Source organism: Paraburkholderia hiiakae (assembly GCF_904848665.1).
Lineage (GTDB): Bacteria > Pseudomonadota > Gammaproteobacteria > Burkholderiales > Burkholderiaceae > Paraburkholderia > Paraburkholderia hiiakae.
Genome location: NZ_CAJHCQ010000004.1, coordinates 423,275 through 441,587, shown reverse-complemented (window position 1 = coordinate 441,587; position 18,313 = coordinate 423,275). Strand labels below are relative to the sequence as shown.

General features: G+C 64.9%; 14 protein-coding genes. 7 read left to right on the top strand and 7 right to left on the bottom strand.

Going from position 1 to position 18,313, the window contains the following annotated elements; all coding sequences use genetic code 11:
- Positions 1-43: 43 nt before the first annotated feature.
- Genes JMY28_RS11170 through JMY28_RS11155 form a run of 4 tightly spaced genes read right to left on the bottom strand, consistent with a single transcriptional unit; the run spans position 44 to position 5,373 of the window.
- Positions 44-1,747 (bottom strand): ABC transporter ATP-binding protein, encoded by a 1,704-nt coding sequence (locus JMY28_RS11170; RefSeq protein ID WP_201695952.1) that lies wholly within the window; start codon positions 1,745-1,747, stop codon positions 44-46.
- A gap of 9 nt (positions 1,748-1,756) precedes the next feature.
- Positions 1,757-2,734 (bottom strand): ABC transporter permease, encoded by a 978-nt coding sequence (locus JMY28_RS11165; RefSeq protein ID WP_201695951.1) that lies wholly within the window; start codon positions 2,732-2,734, stop codon positions 1,757-1,759.
- A gap of 13 nt (positions 2,735-2,747) precedes the next feature.
- Positions 2,748-3,728 (bottom strand): ABC transporter permease, encoded by a 981-nt coding sequence (locus tag JMY28_RS11160; RefSeq protein WP_201695949.1) that lies wholly within the window; start codon positions 3,726-3,728, stop codon positions 2,748-2,750.
- 43 nt (positions 3,729-3,771) lie between these two features.
- Positions 3,772-5,373, bottom strand: coding sequence for an ABC transporter substrate-binding protein (locus tag JMY28_RS11155; RefSeq protein WP_201695948.1), 1,602 nt, complete (start codon positions 5,371-5,373; stop codon positions 3,772-3,774).
- 312 nt (positions 5,374-5,685) lie between these two features.
- Here JMY28_RS11155 and JMY28_RS11150 point away from each other — a divergent pair, with 312 nt between their 5' ends.
- Positions 5,686-6,885, top strand: coding sequence for an LLM class flavin-dependent oxidoreductase (locus JMY28_RS11150; RefSeq protein WP_201695947.1), 1,200 nt, complete (start codon positions 5,686-5,688; stop codon positions 6,883-6,885).
- Between the two features lie 45 nt (positions 6,886-6,930).
- Here the strand turns inward: JMY28_RS11150 and JMY28_RS11145 are convergent, their stop codons facing one another.
- Positions 6,931-8,295: an LLM class flavin-dependent oxidoreductase gene (locus JMY28_RS11145; RefSeq protein WP_201695946.1), complete on the bottom strand. Its 1,365-nt coding sequence runs from the start codon at positions 8,293-8,295 to the stop codon at positions 6,931-6,933.
- 28 nt (positions 8,296-8,323) lie between these two features.
- Positions 8,324-9,544 (bottom strand): acyl-CoA dehydrogenase family protein, encoded by a 1,221-nt coding sequence (locus JMY28_RS11140; RefSeq protein ID WP_201695945.1) that lies wholly within the window; start codon positions 9,542-9,544, stop codon positions 8,324-8,326.
- A 326-nt stretch (positions 9,545-9,870) separates the two neighbouring features.
- On the opposite strand from JMY28_RS11140, the gene JMY28_RS11135 reads away from it, so the two are divergent.
- Genes JMY28_RS11135 through JMY28_RS11120 form a run of 4 tightly spaced genes read left to right on the top strand, consistent with a single transcriptional unit; the run spans position 9,871 to position 14,899 of the window.
- Positions 9,871-10,923, top strand: coding sequence for an ABC transporter substrate-binding protein (locus JMY28_RS11135; RefSeq protein ID WP_201695944.1), 1,053 nt, complete (start codon positions 9,871-9,873; stop codon positions 10,921-10,923).
- A gap of 57 nt (positions 10,924-10,980) precedes the next feature.
- The gene (locus tag JMY28_RS11130; protein WP_201695943.1) at positions 10,981-12,576 is read left to right on the top strand and encodes an ABC transporter substrate-binding protein; all 1,596 of its coding nucleotides are present in this window, start codon (positions 10,981-10,983) and stop codon (positions 12,574-12,576) included.
- Between the two features lie 40 nt (positions 12,577-12,616).
- Positions 12,617-13,684, top strand: a complete 1,068-nt coding sequence (locus JMY28_RS11125) for an aldo/keto reductase (RefSeq protein ID WP_201695942.1) — start codon at positions 12,617-12,619, stop codon at positions 13,682-13,684.
- 18 nt (positions 13,685-13,702) lie between these two features.
- Entirely contained in the window at positions 13,703-14,899 is a 1,197-nt protein-coding gene (locus JMY28_RS11120; RefSeq protein ID WP_201695941.1) for an acyl-CoA dehydrogenase family protein, read from the top strand.
- 75 nt (positions 14,900-14,974) lie between these two features.
- Here the strand turns inward: JMY28_RS11120 and JMY28_RS11115 are convergent, their stop codons facing one another.
- Complete coding sequence (locus JMY28_RS11115; RefSeq protein ID WP_201695940.1) at positions 14,975-15,937, bottom strand: sulfonate ABC transporter substrate-binding protein; 963 nt, start codon at positions 15,935-15,937, stop codon at positions 14,975-14,977.
- 228 nt (positions 15,938-16,165) lie between these two features.
- Between JMY28_RS11115 and JMY28_RS11110 the strand changes: the two genes are divergently transcribed.
- Positions 16,166-16,993, top strand: a complete 828-nt coding sequence (locus tag JMY28_RS11110) for a MetQ/NlpA family ABC transporter substrate-binding protein (RefSeq protein WP_201695939.1) — start codon at positions 16,166-16,168, stop codon at positions 16,991-16,993.
- A gap of 45 nt (positions 16,994-17,038) precedes the next feature.
- Positions 17,039-18,268 carry a porin gene (locus JMY28_RS11105; protein WP_201695938.1) on the top strand — a complete coding sequence of 410 codons (1,230 nt, stop codon included), beginning with the start codon at positions 17,039-17,041 and terminating at the stop codon, positions 18,266-18,268.
- The last annotated feature ends 45 nt before the right edge of the window (positions 18,269-18,313 follow it).

Genomic DNA, 18,313 nt, shown 5'->3' with positions numbered 1-18,313 from the left:
CTTGAAGCGCCATCTCGCTGACCGTTGTGCCACTGCGCGCTCATCAAGCCGCTTCGGCCGCAAGCTCGCGCCCGGGAATCGCGGCGAGCAGCGTGCGCGTGTACGGATGCCGCGGCGCGCGCCAGATGTCCCGATGGTCGCCGCTCTCGACGATCTTGCCCTGTTGCATCACGTGCACGCGGTCCGCGATATAGCGCACGACCGAAAGATCATGCGAGATGAAGAGCATGGAAAGCCCCAACTCGCGCTTGAGTTCGACGAGCAGATTGAGGATTTGCGCCTGAATCGAGACGTCCAGCGCCGATACCGGCTCGTCGCAGATCAGCAACGCGGGCTCGAGCACGAGCGCGCGCGCGATGCCAATGCGTTGGCGCTGGCCGCCCGAGAACTCATGCGCGAAACGCGAGAGCGCTGCCGCGGGAAGACCCACGCGCTCAAGCGCCAATCGCACGCGCGCACGGCGCGCCGCCGGGTCGCCCACACCGTTCACGGCCAGTACGGTTTCGAGAATGTCGCCCACCGTGCGGCGCGGGTTGAGTGATGCATAGGGATCCTGAAAGACCATCTGCACCTTGCGCCGCAAAGGCCGCAACGCGCGCTCGCGCAGCGGCACGAGCTCAGTGCCGTCGAGCGCGATCGAGCCGCTCGCAACCGGCACGAGACGCATGATCGCGCGCGAAAGCGTGGACTTGCCGCAGCCCGATTCGCCCACGAGCCCGACCGACTCGCCCCGGCCAATCTCGAACGACACGCCGTCCACGGCGTGAAGCGGCGGCGCGCCATGGCGCTGCGGGTACGCCACGCGCAGGTCGCGCACGGCGAGCAGCGGCGCAGCAGCCGCCTCCCGCGCGCCCGGCGCTGCGCGCTCGGGCACCTTGCGCGGCACCACTACGAAGCCCCCCTCCTCACCGGCCCGATCTTCCGTTACCGTGTGGCGGATTTCCGGCAAGGTCCACGACCGGTAGTGCAAATCATCGGCCAGATTGAGCGAAGCGTTCAGGAGACCTTGCGTATAAGCGTGACGAGGATGCGCAAAGAGGTCCTGGGTTGGCGCCTCCTCGACCTTGCGCCCGGCCAGCATCACCGCTACGCGGTCAGCATGATCGGCCACGACGCCCAGGTCGTGCGTGATCAGCAGGAGCGACATCGATAGCTCGCGGCGCAGCGCGTCGAGCAGTTCGAGAATACGCGCCTGGATGGTCACGTCGAGCGCGGTGGTGGGTTCGTCGGCGATCAGCAGACGGGGGTGGCACGCGACGGCCATCGCGATCATCACGCGCTGGCGCTGGCCACCGGATAGCTCGTGCGGGTAGTCGTCGAAGCGGCGCTGCGGCTCGGGAATGCGCACGAGATCGAGCAATTCGACGGCGCGCGCGCGAGCGGCGCGACGCGACAGCGCTTCGTGCTGGCGCAACGTCTCCACAATTTGCTCGCCGATGCAGAGCACCGGATTGAGCGAGGTCATCGGCTCCTGAAAGATCATCGAGATCTGCTTGCCGCGCAGCTCGCGCACCGCCCTGGGCGGCAGCCCCAGCAGCTCGCGCCCTTCGAATCGCACGCTACCCGTGACGCGTCCGGGCTCGGCAACGAGCTGCATGACCGAAAGCGCTGTCGCGGATTTGCCGCTGCCCGACTCGCCGACCAGTGCCAGCGTCTCGCCCGCCGCGATGTCGAAGCTCACGCCGCGCACCGCTTCGTGTGCCCCAAAATTCACGCGCAAATCGCGCACTTCAAGCAGTTGGCTCACGTGACACCTTTACGGTCGTTGCCGCTGCCGCGGATTGAGGGCTTCGGTCAGGCCGTCGCCCAGCAGATTGAGGGCGAGCACCGCGAGCACGATGGCCGCGCCGGGAATCGCCGTGAGATACCACGCCGTGCGCAGCGAATCGCGTCCGGCGCCGATCATCGCCCCCCAGCTGATGACATTCGGGTCGCCCATGCCAAGGAACGACAGCGACGATTCGATCAGAATGGCGCTCGCCACCATCACCGAAGCCGTGACGATCACCGGCGGCAACGCATTGGGCAGGATCTCGCCAAAAATGATCCGCGTATTGCTGAACCCCTGGCTGCGCGCCGCGAGCACGAAGTCCGAGTGGCGCAGCGTGCGAAATTCCGCGCGTACGATACGCGCGACCGTGGGCCACGAGGCAATGCCGATGGCGAGCGCGATCACTACCACGTTGGGCCGCCCGATCGCCACGAGCACGATCACCAGCAAAAAGGACGGCACGGTCTGGAAGAGTTCGGTGAGGCGCACCAGCGCATCATCGATCAGACCTCCGAAATAACCGCCGATCGCACCCACCAGCGTGCCGATCACGAGCCCCAGGCCCGCCGAGGCTGCGCCGATCAGCAGTGACACGCGCGCACCATGCGCAATGCCGGCCGCTACGTCGCGCCCGAGCGAATCCGTGCCAAGCCGGAATTGCGGGTCGCTGCCCGGCCATTCGAACGGCCCTCCCACCATGTCGAGCGGGTCGCCCGGGTAGAGTCGCGGCGCGAGCACGGCAAGCACAACGAATGCGGCGAGCAGCGCGAGGCCGGCGCACGCCGCAGGGTTGCGCACCAGCGCTCGCCAGAAAGCGTGCCCGGCGCGCCGCGCGCTCGCGCCGTCGCGATCGGCACCGCGGCGGCCAAGCAGCGCGAACGCCAACTGACGCCGCCACGGCGAACCGTGGCTCGCGCTAGCAGGTCGTGCCTCAACCGGCAGATTCGGCGATTCGAAACTCATTGCTGTCCCTCCTTTAACCGACACGTGGATCGAGCCACGCCTGCAGCAGATCGACGACGACGTTCGCGACAATGACGAGCAGCGACGACAGGAGCAGCACACCCAGCAGCACACTGAAGTCGCGCGCCAGCACCGCATCGAGTGCAAGGCGGCCGAGCCCCGGCCAGCTGAACACGGTCTCCGTCACCGCCGCGCCGCCGAGCAGCGTGCCGAAATGCAGCCCCACGAGCGTGGTGAGCGGCATCAGCGCGTTGCGCAGCACGTGCCGCAACGTCACGCGCCACGGATGCAGACCTTTGGCCTGCGCGGTTCGCACGAAGTCCTGCCGCTGCACTTCGATCATCGCGGCACGCGTAATGCGCGCGTAGATCGCCACGAAGAAGGTGGCGAGCGTCGCCGCCGGCAGCAATACGTGCCGCGCGACATCAGCGACGTAGGCGAAGCCGTGCAGGTTCGCCCCGATCGTGACGTTGCCGCCGCTCGGCAGCCACCCTAGCCGGACCGCGAACAGAACGATGGCGAGCAGGCCGATCCAGAAGCCCGGCGTCGAATAAAACAGCAGCGCGCCCACCGACAACACGCGATCGGGCCACTTGCCTGCCCAGTGCGCCATCACCGCGCCAAGCACGACGCCGGCTACGAGGGCGAGCGAAAGCGCCACGCCCATCAACAGCAAGGTGTTGGGCAGCCGCGAGAGGATCAGCTGCATCACGGGCATGTCGTAGCGCGGCGAATAGCCAAGGCTGAAATGCGCGAGATGCGTCAGATACGTCCAGAGCTGCACGAGCAAGGGCTGGTCGAGCCCGAACTTCGCGCGCAGCATCGTCATCGTTTCCGTCGTCGCAGAGCCGGCTTCGCCCGCGATCACATCGGCGGCGTCGCCCGGCATCAGCTTGAGCAGAAAGAAGTTGAGGATCACGATGCCGAGCACCGTGGGCAGCGCCTGCCAGGCTGTGCGGCGCAGGATCGTTTGCCAGCGGGCGCTTCGGCTCATCGTTGGGCTCCGTTCTGTGTTGCGGTGCGCGTCACGTGCTCAGTCAGGCACTGAGCCAGACATCGGCGAAATTGCCTTCCAGACCTTGCGCACTCACCGTGTGATCGTGCACACGGCGGTTAGCGAGCGTGACCATGCGCGGCGCGACAAGATTGAGGATCGGCAGATCGCGGTAAACGGTCTGCTGAAACTGCTTGTAGAGGCTCACGCGACGGCTTTCGTCGATTTCAACCGATGCCGCTTCGAGCAGACGGTCCGCTTCCGGGCTGCTGTAATGCGGGGCATTCGAGAACGGCACGCCGGGCCGGATATTCTTCGACCAGTAAAGTCGCTGCACGCCCACGGCCGGATCGAACAGCGTGTTCACGCCGATGCTCGTGAAGTCGAACTGGCGGTCGGCGTAGACACGCTTGAGGAAGGACGGCAGATCCTGCGAGCGCACCGTCACATCGATACCCACGCGCGCGAGCGCCGATTTCACGTAGCCGGCTTGCCGCTGGTACATGTCGCCGTACGGAAGGTAATCATGGGTTAGCTTGAATCGCACACCGTCTGCGCCGCGCGGCTTGCCTGCCGCATCGAGCAGCGCCTCCGCCGCATGCGGGTCGAACGCGTAGGGCGTGATCTGCGCGTCGTGATAGGGCGAAGCGGGCGTGATGGGCGTGGGCGAGACGTCCGCATAGCCGTAGGCCACAGTTTTTTGCACGACCTGCGGGTTGATGGCATGCGCGATGGCCTGGCGCACGCGCGGATCCTTCAGCACCGGATGGTCGAGGTTGAAATCGATCTCCGCCAGGGGCTCGAGGAAGCGATAGCCGCGCGTTTCGGTCACGAGCTGCGGTAATTGCGTGAGGCGTGGCAAGTCGGTGAGCGGCACGGGGTTCTCGCCGCCCAGATCGAGCGCGCCGGTTTCGAACGCCGCCGAGCGCGCGGCCGGATCGGGAATGACCTTGTACACGAGCGCATCGATATAAGGTTTGCCCGCGTCCCAGTAGTCGGGATTGCGCTCGTAGACGATGCTCGCGCCGCGCGTCCACGACTTGAAGCGAAACGGCCCGGTGCCAATGGGCGCATTGTTGTGCGGGTTCGTGAGCGGATCGCCCGAGGCGTACAGGTGCTTCGGCACGATCGGCGACTCGCCCGCCGAAAGCGCCTTGAGGAGAAACGGCGCGGGCTTCGACAATTCGATGATGGCCGTGCTGGCGTCGGGCGTCTGCACCTTCGTCACGTTCGCAAAGGTACTGCGCCCGCGCGGATGAATCGCTTTGAGCAAGTCGACCGAGAACGCCACGTCCGCGGACGTGAACGGCTGACCATCGTGCCAGCGCACGTTTTGCCGCAGCTTGAACGTATAGCGCAGCCCATCGGGGCTCACGGTCCATGCTGTTGCCAGTTGCGGTTGCGCTCGCAGGTCGAAGTCGTAGGCAAGCAGACCCTCCAGCACCTTCGAGCTTACGGCGAGCGCCGGTCCCGTGGTCTGGAAGATCGAGACCAGCACGGGCGGCTCGGGGTTGATCAGCACGTTCAGCGTGCCGCCGCGTTTGCGCGTAACAGCGCCTTGGGCACGGGCAAGCGCGGGAAACCCCGCCGTGGCGGCAGCCGCGCCGCTTGCAACAAGAAATTCTCGACGGGTCAAACGTGACATGCTGATGCGTTCCGATATCAATGAGACAAAGCGGCGCTAAACGAGGCGAAACGTTGCGATCTGCAAGAACCGTTGAATTCGCGCCGTGGCGACAGTGCTGCAATCGTAGCAACGGCCTTCTCACGCGCTAACCAAGCGATGCTGCTATTCATATGAACTGGCGCACCGAAATGCCAATGCAGCAGCACAGCTACTCAATTGGAAAGCAGAAAAGCTTCTTTGTTATTCGCGCGCGGCGCGTGTTTAATCAATCGATCCGCTGATCGATTAGCATGGCGCCCGGCGCCGCTACAAACCTCCAAGGTGTCTGTCTTGAGCGAACATTCCGTGGCCGAGCCGCGCGCATCCACTCCCGCATCTACACCCTTCGTGCCTGTGGCCTCCCCCGCCGCCTTTTCCGATAGCCCAGTGGCGCGCGCATTCGCGCAGCCGCTCATGCTGGGCCTGTTCCTGCCGATCCAGGCTGGCGGATGGAGCGCGTCCACGCTGCCGCGCGGCACGGACTGGTCGTTCGACTACAACGCCGCGCTCGTGGAAAAGTGCGAGGCGCTCGGCTTCGATCTCGTCTTCGCCCTGTCGCAATGGCTGCCAAAAGGTGGCTATGGCGGCGTGTTCGACGGTCATGCGCTCGACTCGTTCATGACGCTGGCGGCGCTGACCGCGCGTACCGAACGCATCATCCTGGCGGCAACGACCCACGTGCTCTACGGGCCGTGGCACCCGCTGCATTTCGCGAAGTTCACGGCCACGCTGGATCACATCTCGCGCGGACGTTGGGGCATCAACGTGGTCACGGGGCATCGTGCCGTCGAACACGAAATGTTTGGCTGGAACCGCATCGAGCACGATCGGCGCTACGAGATGGCCGCTGAATTTGTCGACGCCGTGCAGCAGTTGTGGGCGCAACCAGACAACTTCAGTTTCGAGCCGGAACTCTCGGGATGGCGGCTGCAGGGCGCGTTCGTCACGCCCAAGCCGCGCTACGGACGCCCGTTGCTCATCAATGCGACGGGCTCCGATGCGGGCATCGACTTCGCCGCGCGTTACTCCGATGTGGTGTTCCTCACGAGCCCTGCGGGACCGCAGATCGATCGCGCGCTGGAGGCGCTGCCCGCGCATGTCGCGCGCGTGAAGGCAGCGGCGCGCGCGTATGGACGCGAGGTACGTTCGCTGATCAATCCGATGGTGATCTGCCGCGAGACGTCCGCCGAGGCGCGCGACTATCACGACGCCATCGTCGCCCATGCCGACGAAGGGAGTTTTCACCGCTTCGACAGCGACGCGCACGCATGGCGTGGCGGTTTCGAAGATCGTGCAAAGGCCGCCTCGCGCGCCGTGGGCGGCAACATTGCGATCGTGGGCTCGCCCGAAGAGGTGGCCGACAAGATCATCAAGCTTCATGCGGCAGGCATCGACGGCGTGCAGTTGAGCTTCTATGATTTTCAGCCCGACCTGGACTTCTTCGGTGAATGCGTGCTGCCGTTACTGCACGAGGCCGGGCTGCGCCGCTGAATTGCGGACTCGCGGCGCCTGGGGCGCCGCCGCAAACGCACAGCTTCAGGCGCGCTGAAGCTGTGCGCCCACCACCGCCTCACGAACGCCCGGCCGCTCGAGCCCGAGATGCGAGCGCAACGTGGTGCCTTCGTATTCGGTTCGAAAGAGTCCGCGGCGTTGCAGGATCGGCACCACGCCATTCACGAACGCTTCCAGCCCGTCCGGCAGCGCGTCGGGCATGAGGTTGAAGCCGTCGGCGGCCTCGCCTTTGAACCAGCGCTCGATATCGTCGGCGATTTGCTCCGGTGTGCCAACGATCACGCGATGCCCGCCGCCGCCCGCGAGCGTGCGGATCAGCTCGCGCACCGTGTGGCCGCCGCGCCGCGCCTCGGCGATCGTGGCATGAAAGAACGTGTGGTTGCCGTTGCCGCCGCCGGGGAGCGCGAGGTTCTCCGGCAATCGCGCGTCGAGTTCGAGCTGATCGGGCGACAGACCCAGTGTGCCGGCGAGGCGCGTGAGGCTGTAGCGCCAGGGAATCTGCTCGACGAGTTCGTCGCGCCGCCGCAATGCCTCGGCTTCGGTCGCGCCGATAATGGTGGTGAGGCCCGCTAATACCTGCACGCCCCGCGTTCGTCCGTATGCGGCGGCGCGCGCATTGAGATCGCGCCGGTACGCAGCCGACTCCTCGAACGATTGCGATGCGGAAAATACGGCCTCCGCGTGACGTGCCGCGAGATCGCGGCCGTCGCCCGAGCCGCCCGCCTGCACGAGCACAGGATGACCTTGCGGCGCACGCGGAAGATTCAGCGGCCCCTGCACCTTGAAAAAGCGCCCCTCATGCGCAACGGGGCGCACCTTCGTCACGTCGATGAAGCGGCCGCTTGCCTTGTCGCCAACGAAGGCGTCGTCATCCCAGCTATCCCAGAGCGCCTTGACGAGTTCCGTAAATTCAGCGGCGCGCGCGTAACGTTGCGCGTGATCGGGCACCGCGTCGTGGCCAAAGTTGCGCGCCGAGGGCAAATCGGCCGTCGTCACGACATTCCAGCCCGCACGGCCACGACTCACGTGATCGAGCGTGGCGAAGCGGCGCGCGATGTTATAGGGCTCGTTGTAGCTCGTCGAAGCCGTGCCGATCACGCCGATATGCGTGGTCGCTGCCGCGATGCTGGCCAGCAGCACGGTGGGTTCGAGCGCCGTGATCGGACGGAAGTCGATCTGGTCGATGATCGCGGCATTATCGGCGAGAAAGACCGCATCGAATTTCGCGCTTTCGGCGAGTTGCGCGACGCGCACATAGTGCCCCACGTCCACGAATGCGCGAGGATCGGCGTCGGCCAGACGCCATGCCGATGGCACGAAGCCCGAGTGCAGGATATTGACGTTCAAATGCAGGCGGCGCGACGCTTCGGTCGCCGAAGTTCGGCTCATCTCGTGGACACTCCTCTAATCATCGATTTCAAAATACCCGGCCTTCGGTGAGGTGCGTCGTCACGCCGTTCAAGGTATAGTCGCCCACCACGCGCGCCTTGTGCAGCAGCGGGTTGTGACTGAAGATCGTGCGCAGGTTGCGCCAGTGCCGGTCGAAATTGTGCGCACGTGAAGTGGCCGAAGCGCCACCCGCTTCGAACAGGCGCTCGGCCGCTTCGAGCGCGAGCTTGCTGACCACGAGTTGCGTGCGCGCCGTTGCCAATGCGCCTTCCAGCACGAGCGGATCTGCGTTTGGCGCACCCGCGCGGATCGCGTGCGCCGATCGATCGAGCGTGCGGGCGTTCTCGCGGACCAGCGCATCGATCGCATGGCTATGCGCGGAGAGCGTGCCGACGACCTGCTGGATGAACGCATCTTCGCGCGCGGAGGGTGCCGTGCTGTGCAGTACTGGGCGCCCGTGCTCCAGCACGTAGCGCTGCGCATCCGCGACCACATTGCGAACGATGCCCGCCGCCACCGCGACCAGATGGAGTTGCCGCAGCGCACCGCCATGACGGCCGGCGAGCGTGGCGAGGCCACGTTCCGTGATCTCATCCGCACGCACCAGCAGATTCTCGAACACGAGACTGCCGCTCGCCGTCATGCGCTGCCCCATGCCGTCCCAGTCGTCGAGCACCGTGAGCCCCTCGCGCCGCACCGGCACGATCGCCACGACCGGCTTGCCCTCGTCATTCAGCACACTCAGGCGCGCGTAGTCGGAAAATGCCGTGCCGGTCGAATAGTATTTGCGGCCGTCGAGCCGATAGTGCTCGCCGTCTCGTCTGAGCGCCGTGGTGTACTCGCCCGGACGCGACGTACCCAGCTCGGTCGAGGCGCCCCCGAAAATGGCGCCGTCAATCACGCGCTGAATCTGCAAATCGTTGAACGGCGTGCGCGCCGAGAGCAGCAGCGCTTCGGTCTGGTCGTAGTGGATGCGCAGCGCGTGCGCGAGATTGCTGTCGGCGGCGGCCAGCGTCGCGATCACGTCGAATTCGTCGACGAGCGAGCCGCCCAGACCGCCCCATTCCACCGGCAACCTGAGGCGCCCGAGCCCTGAGCGCCGGAACGCGTCAAAGCCCTCGAAAGGCAATTCGCGGCGCCCTTCGCGCGCCGCCGCTTCTTTGCCGATTTCGTTCGCGAGCGATGGCAAGTTGGCGAGCGCATCCTGCAACGGCAAACTCGGCGAAAATTGAGTGGGAAGAGCGGACATTGAGTTTTCCTTTTTTGTCAGGCGCGCGAATCATTCTGATGCGCAGGCGGCCTCAAGGTGTTTTGCCGAAAGGGAAAAGTATAGGGAGCGCATTGCCTGCGACTAACCACCGAATTCGAATTTTGTTATTCGCCTGTCTGCGTTGGCCTGCATTGCGCGCATTCGAGCAGCATGACGTTGCGGTCAAAGCAAATCACGCTGGCACGTGGACCTATTTCACGATTCGTTCTTTGACCACACGGCAGGCGTTTGTCGATAATCGTTTGCTCCAGTCTGCCCGCGCAGCCGCTGTGCGCCGAGCGCCCATTCGCGACCGAGGAATCTTCATGACGCTTCTCTGGTACACCCGTTGTCCCGCGCCGACGCCATTTGGTATTGCCGCGCAGCAAGGACTGCTGCAGGACGAATTCGCGGCTGACGGCATCGAGGTGAAGGCATTGCAGGACGCCGCCGAAGCGTCCATCCGCCGCTCGCACTTCACGCACACGCAGCCGTGGTCGTTTCGTCAGGGCGGCAATATTCCAGCGCTATGGGCGCGGGCCCAGGGCAGCGATACGCGGCTCATCGGCGTGAGCTGGGTCGACGAGTTTCAGGCGCTCATTACGCTCGATCCGCACGTTGCGCCAACACGCGCCTCGCTCGCCGGGCGTCGATTCGGATTGCCGATCAATATCTCCGCCGAAGTGGTCGATTTTCATCGCGCCACTGCGCTGCGCGGTTTTCACACGCTCCTCGAAGCCATCGGCGTTTCGCCTGCCGATGTCGAGCTGGTGGATCTGCCGCACGCGCCCCGTGGTCTCGCGCACGCCAAGCCGGATGAATCCGCACCGCTCGCCGATTGGCTCGATGCGCAGCGCGCTCACGAATTTTCGCGCGAGGCGGCGGCGCTCCTGCGCGGCGAAGCCGACGTGGTGTTCGTCAAGGGCGCGACGGGCCTCGACATCGCCAACGTGATCGGTGCGCGCGTGCTGGTCGAAATCAGCGCGCATCCCGATCGCCGCGCGCACGCGAACAACGGTACGCCGCGCCCGCTCACAGTCGATGCGCAACTCCTGCGCGAGCGCCCCGACCTCGTCGAACGCGTGCTCGCACGCACGCTCGATGTCGCCGCGTGGGCCAACTCGCATCCCGGCGAAGTCTCGCGCTATGTCGCGCGCGAGGTGCGCAGCGCCGAGCACTGGGTGACGCGCGCGTATGGCGCTGGCTTGCACAGGCAACTGGCAATCGGGCTGGATGCCGGGGCGCTCGATGCGCTCGAGCACTTCAAGCGCTTTCTCTTCGAGCACGGCTTCATCGCGACCGATTTCGACTTCGCACAATGGGTCGAGCCAGCGCCGCTCGAGGCAGCGCTGGCTCGTCGTGCGGCGGCCGCCGGCTAACCCGTGAAGCGTTGCCCTCCAGCGCTCTAATCTTTCTGATCGTCTTTTGCCTAACCGATGATTTCTCTTCTCCTGCGCACGGCGTCACACCGTGTCGTTCTGCTGCTTCTGGTTGTGGCGAGCGTTCTCGCGCACGGGGCCGCCCACGCTCAAACGCGCGGCGGCACGCTCAATTTCGTGGTGACGCCGGAGCCGACGGCGCTCGTGGATGTCGCCACGACGGCAGTGAATGTCCTCAAGGTCAGCCCGAAAGTGATTGAAGGCCTGCTCGACTACGACTTCGAATTGAAGGCCAAGCCGCTGCTCGCCACGTCATGGGAGATCGAGGATGGGGGCCGCCGTTACGTGTTTCATCTGCGGCACGGCGTGAAATGGCACGACGGCGCGCCGTTTACGTCGGCCGACGTGGCGTGGTCGATCGAAACGCTGCGCAAGGTGCATCCGCGTGCGCGCACCACGTTCGCGAACGTCACCGCGATCTCCACGCCGGACCCCTATACGCTCGTGCTGACGCTCAGCGAACCCGCGCCGTGGCTGATACGCGCGTTCTCGGCCTCGGAAACGCCGATCCTGCCGAAGCACATCTACGAGGGCCGGGACGTGCTCACCAATCCGGCCAACAACGCGCCCATCGGCACCGGTCCGTTTCGCTTCGTCAAGTGGGTGCGCGGCAGCTTCATCGAATACGCGCGCAACGACGACTACTGGAATGCCGGGAAGCCGTATCTGGACCGTATCATCGTGAAGATCATCGCCGATCCCGCCGCGCGCGCGGTGGCGTTCGAGGACGGCTCGGTCGATCTCGGCGGCGATACGCCCGTGCCGCTCGCCGACCTCGATCGCCTCAAGGCCAACCCGAAACTCGGCGTCGAAACTCGCGGCTACGAGTTCCAGGCGGGCGTTGCGCGTATCGAGTTCAATCTCGACAATCCGGTGCTCAAGCCATTGAAAGTGCGTCAGGCGATTGCCTCGGCGATCGATCGCGAAGTGATCCGCAAGGTCATTTACTACGGCTACGCGACACCCACCGCGAGCCCGCTGATGCCGTCGAACCCGTACTATGACGCTGGCCCCACGCCCTACCCGTTCGACGTGGCGCGCGCGAACCGTCTACTCGACGAGGCCGGTTATCCGCGCAAGGCGGATGGCACGCGCTTCGCGCTCACGCTCGACCCGCTGCCGATCGGTGACCTGCCGGCGCGCACGGGCGAGTACATCAAGTCAGCGCTCGCCCGTGTGGGGATCGCCGTGACGATCCGCAATCAGGATCTTGCAGCCTATTTGAAGCGCGTTTATACCGACCGGCAGTTCGATTTCACCGTGAATGGCATGAGCAATCTGTTCGATCCAGTGGTCGGCGTGGCGCGTTTATATACGACTGACAACTTCCGCCCCGGCGTGCCGTTCACGAACGGCTCGCACTACAGCAACCCGCAAATCGACGGCCTGTTTGCACAAGCCGCGCGAGAAAGCGATGAAACGAAGCGCAAGCAGCAGTTCGCGCAAATCCAGCGCATTCTGGAGCACGATTTGCCGGACCTGAATCTCGTCTCGCCGCAGTGGGTGACGCTCGCCTCGAAGCGCGTGCACGACCACACCCTTTCACCCGACGGCACGGCCGCGAGTTTTGCCGATGTGTGGCTCTCGCGGTAAGCGCGCACGTCGCACTGTTTGAATGACACAGAGGAATTCCATGGAATACCGGCAACTTGGCCATAGCGGCCTGAAAATCTCCACGCTGACGCTCGGCACGATGATGTTCGGCGGACAAACCGACGACGCCACGGCCGAACGCATCATTGGCGCCGCGCAGGAACAAGGCGTGAATTCGATCGATACCGCCGATGTCTATCACCAGGGCGAATCGGAGCGCGTGGTTGGCCGGCATATTGCGCGGCAACGCGACCGCTGGGTGCTCGCCACGAAGTTCGGCAACCCGTTCGACTTTTCGCCCGGCAGCGGCAGCCGCGATATCAACGCGGCCGGTGCGTCGCGCAAGCACGTGATCCGCGCGGTCGAAGCGAGCCTGGCTCGCCTCGATACCGATTATCTGGACCTTGTGTATCTGCATCGCGAGGACCACCACACACCTGTCGAGGAGACTGTGCGCGCGCTGGGCGATCTGATCGCGGCCGGTAAGCTGCGTCACTACGGTCTGTCGAATCATCGCGCATGGCGTATTGCCGAGTTCAGCCGTGTGGCCGATTTGCTGGGCGTGCCGCGGCCCGTTGCGAGCCAGCCGCTCTACAACCTCGCCAATCGCCAGGTCGAGGCGGAGCAGTTGAGCGCCGCCTGGCACTATGGACTTGGCGTGGTCTCGTACAGCCCGCTCGCGCGCGGCGTGCTGACCGGCAAGTACGAGCCCGGCGCCCAGCCGGGGGCCGACACGCGCGCGGGACGACAAGACCGCCGACTGAACGAGACCGAATGGCGAGCGGAGACGATCGAACTCGCGCGGCGCGTAGAGGCGCATGCGCACGCGCGCAACCTCACCGCCGCGCAGTTCGCGCTGGCGTGGGTGCTCAATAGCCGCTATATCACTTCGGCGATTGCGGGGCCGCGCACCGAGGCGCAATGGCGCGACTATCTGCCCGCGCTACAGTGCCGACTCGATGAGGATGACGAAGCATTCGTCGATTCACTCGTGGCAAGCGGCCATCCGTCGACACCGGGATACAACGACCCGGGCCACCCGTTCTTCGGCCGCATCGTGCGCCATGGCGCCGCGCAAGAGCCGCGCGCGCCAGGCGGCGAACGTTAAACGCTCAGGGAGTGAACCGTGAATGCATTCACGCCAAACGCCGCGCTCGCGCGCGACGACGATCAGGCAGCCGCGTTGATCGAGCGCGCGGCGCTGCTCGGCCGCGCGTTTGCCGCCGTGGCCGACGAGCATGACCGCAACGCCACCCCGCCGCTCGAGCAGTTTCGCGCGTTGCGCGACGCGGGCCTGCTGCGCGCGAATATTGCGCGCAGCAACGGCGGCTTTGGCGCTGGGCTCGCGCTGGCGCGCGCCATCGTCGCCAAAATTGCCTATGGCGATCCATCGGTCGCGCTGATTCTTTCGATGCACTACAGCCAGCACGCCATGATCGTGCACGACGCGCGCGAGAACACGGGCAACTGGCCCGCAGCGCTCGCGCAGCGCCTTACGCAGGCAAGCGTGGAAGGTCGCGCGCTCGTCAACGCGGCCCAGGTCGAGCCGGCGCTCGGTTCGCCCTCGCATGGCGGCCTGCCCGAAACGCTCGCGCGCCGCGAAGGCGCCTCGTGGCGCATCACGGGCCACAAGCTCTATGTGACGGGCGCGCCCTTGCTTACGTGGATCAACGTGCTCGCACGCACGGACGAGCCCGAGCCGCGCCTCGGCCATTTCCTCGTGCCTCGGGAGGCGGCGGGCGTGCGCATCGTTCAGACCTGGGACCCGCTCGGCATGCGGGCGAGCGCGAGTCACGATGTGGTGTTCACGGACGCCGCGATTTCCGTTGACGATGTTGTCGGCTTGCGGCCCGCGCATCTCGGCGTGCAGCGCGATCCGCACGCCACGGCGTGGTACTTCAGCCTCGTCGGCACGGTCTACGACGGCGCGGCGCGCGCGGCCCGCGACTGGCTGCTCGCCTTCCTGAACGAGCGCAAGCCGGCTGCGCTTGGGGGCGCGGCGCTGGCCACCGTCCCCATCGTGCAGGAAAGCGTGGGGCGCATCGAGATGCTGCTGGCGAGCAATGACTGGCTGCTACGCACGCATGCCGAAGCAATCGACGCAGGCACTGCGGCCGCCGAGCTGTCTGCCGTCGTCAAGCATAACGTGGTGGACAACGCCATTCAGGCCGTGGATATCGCACTCGAACTCGCGGGCAATCATGGGATTGCGCGGCACAATCCGCTCGAACGCCATCACCGGAATGTGCAGTGCGCGCGCATTCACGCGCCGTCCAATAGTTTGCTGCGGACCATGGCGGCGCGACGTGCGCTCGGCTTGTGAGAAAACCCCGGCGCGCGCGCTGCGGCCGGGGTTCGGGGTTGATACGCAGCGGTGGGCACTGCGCACGCGCGAGCGCTAGACGATGCCCGGCGCCGCCGCTTCCAGCACGTTCACGCGCTTCGGAATCAGTTTCAGGTCGAAGAACGTATTCGCGATCTGTTGCTGCTCGGCGAGAATGGCTTTCGTGATCGGGCCCGTGCCGAACGGCACGCGTGCGATTGCCTCGCTGACCACGTCGTTGGGCAGGCCCCACAACTGCGCGAGCTGGGTGGCGAGCGCGGCTCGGTTAGCCTGCCCCCATTGATCGATCTGGCTCAATTCGCCGATGAGAATTTTGATGACATCGGGGTTTTGCTTCGCATAGCTGAGCGACGAGAAATAGTAGGCGCGGTTGCCGACCACGCCGCTCGCATCGGCGAGAATGCGGGCGTCGAGTGATTTTTGCGCGGCGGCGAGAAACGGGTCCCAGATCACCCACGCATCGATGGAGCCGCGCTCGAACGCCGCGCGCGCGTCGGCGGGCGCGAGGAACACGACTTTCACATCGCCATACTGGAGGTTGTGCGCTTGCAGCAGCTTCACGAGGAAGTAGTGGACGTTGCTGCCGCGATTGAGCGCGATTGTCTTTCCCTTGAGATCCGCCACGCTGCGTATGGCTGAAGCGTGAGGCACGAGCACCGCTTCCGACTGCGGGCGCGGCACCGTGGCGGCGACGTAGGCGAGCGGCGCGCCGGCCGCCTGCGCGAAGATAGGGGGCGCCTCGCCCACGTCGCCAAAGTCGATCGAACCTACGTTGAGGGCTTCGAGTTGCACTGGGCCCGCATCGAACTCTGTCCACGTCACCGCGACACCAAGCGGAGCGAGCCGCTTCTCGAGGGTTCCACGTCCTTTCAGAAGACTCAGATAACCTTTCTGATTGCCGACACGCAGCGTGCGCGATGCGCTGGCCGCGCGCGCGGGACCAGCGCTGAGCACGGGCAAAGCGGCGAGCGCTGCGGCGCCCGCTGAGATTCGAATGAAGTTACGGCGTGCGTTCATGCTCGGCTGCCTCGATGTGAGATCGACGGTGAATAAGTAAATAGCCGATGTTATAAGCCGCCCGGCAGAGTGAAAACCATCAAATCCTGCGCTTCTAATTCCCGCAGCAGATAACCCCATTGCTTTGCGTTCCATGCGGACTGTCGATATGTAAATCTCGATTTAATATTGGCCGACCCAGGGGGCCACAACGATAATCGGTCTTTCCAGTCCCTGAAAGCACTCGTGATGATAAATCGATTAGTTATCCAAACGTTATTCTCCACTATTGCACTGTTTGCGCTGCAATCGCCGGCTGTCCGCGCTGCCGACAACGCCGCTCACGTGTTGCGCGTCGGCTTCGTGCCCGGTCCATACGCCGACGAATTCCGCGAAGGCGTCGAGCCTCAACTCAAGCGCAAGGGTTACATCATTCGGTACGTCAACTTCAGCACCGGGCTCGAAGCGAATCAGGCCGTGTGGCACGGCGAGATCGCCGCCGACGTGATGCAGCACAGCGTCTATCTGAAGGCGTACAACGATCGGAACGGCACCGATCTGGTCGGCGTCGTACAAGTGCCTACGCCACCTATGGGGCTCTACTCTACCCGCCATCATTCGCTCTCCGAGGTGAAAGCCGGCGCGACGGTCGCCGTGCCGAACGACCCCGTCAATCTCGAACGCGCGCTCAAGATTCTCCAGGCAATTGGCTGGATCCGCATTCGCGAGAATCCCAATCCCGTCGATGTCTCCGAGCGTGACGTGGTCGCTAATCCCGCTGGCATTCGCATCGTTCCGCTCGAAACCGCACAGGCGCCGCGTGCACTCGAGGACGTCGATTTCGCAGCGATCCAGGGCAACTTCGCAATATCTAGCGGGCACCGATTGACCGAAGCGCTGGCACTCGAACAAATGCGCTCGCCTTATGTGAATCAAGTGGTCGTCAAATCGGCGAACCGTGGTTCACAGGAGACCGCCGATATCGTCGCGGCCTATCGGTCGGAGGAATTCCGTGCCGCGATCCTGCGCAACGAAACCTACAAGGGCTATCGACTGCCCGATTACTTCCCGCATTGACACCGACTCACATAAGCTCACAACGGCTTGAAGAAGCCCTTAATCATGAAAAAAACACTTCTCGCGCTAACTACAATCGCACTGTCCCCCGTCGCCGCCTACGCTCAGAGCAGCGTGACGCTCTACGGGATCGTCACGGGCAACGTGACCTACACGAATAACGTTCAAACGGCGGCAACGCCCGCTGGAGGCAAACCCACCGGCGGCGGCCAGGTCGCCCAGTTCGATAGCGGCACCTCGGGCCCGAGTTCGAGCCGCTGGGGCCTGAAAGGCACCGAAGATCTGGGTGGCAGCGTGAAGACGCTGTTCGTGCTCGAAAACGGCTTTAGTGTCAGCAATGGCACGCTCGGACAGGGTGGCACCCTGTTCGGCCGTCAGGCGTGGATCGGGCTCACCGCGCCCAACTACGGCACCGCATCCCTCGGGCGTCAGTCCGACGCCGCGGTGGATTATGTGTCGCCGTTGCTCTATGCCTGGTACTTCGGCAATCTCGCGATCCATCCGGCCGACTACGACAACCTCAACTTCACGCATCGCATCAACAACGCGGTCAAATACAGTTCGGACTCCTTTGGAGGATTCCGGTTTGGCGCGCTGTACAGCCTGGGCGGCATAGCCGGCAACTTCACGCAGAACCAGTACTGGTCCGCGGGCCTCAGCTATACCGGGCCGAGCGTTGCGGTCGCGGCGTCGATCATCAACGCGCGCAATCCGAACAACTCGCTCTATGGCACGAATGCGAACGCGAGCGCCACTGGCAACAATCTCGGCTCCGCCGGTTCCGCCACGACGCCGGCATCGAACCCGTCCATCTCGGGATTCGCCTCCGCGCGCACGCAGCAGACGGTCGCGGTGGCCTCGACCTGGACAATCGGCTCGGCGATCCTGGGCCTCGCCTGGTCCAACACGCAATACCGCGATCTCGGGGCCACGGCCTCGCTCAACACGCAGAACTACCACGGCACAGCTTCGTTCAACACGGTGGGTGCGAGCGTGCGTTACCAGGTCACGCCGTTTCTGCGCGTGGGCACGTCGTTCGATTACACAAACGGCGGCAACCTGAACGGCGGTGGCGGCGCGCGCTATGAGCAGTGGAACCTGGGCGCCGGCTATTCGCTCTCCAAGGCCACCGAACTGTACGCAACGGCCGCGTACCAGCACGCAAGCGGCGTGGACTCGTGGGGTCGCGAAGCGGTCGCGGACATCGGCTACCTGTCGCCCTCGACAACGTCGAATCAGCTTGCGGTGTCTGCGGGGATCAAGCACCTGTTCTAACCCGCAACACGAACCGCCGCTCAGTCGATTCGTGGCTGGCGGCGC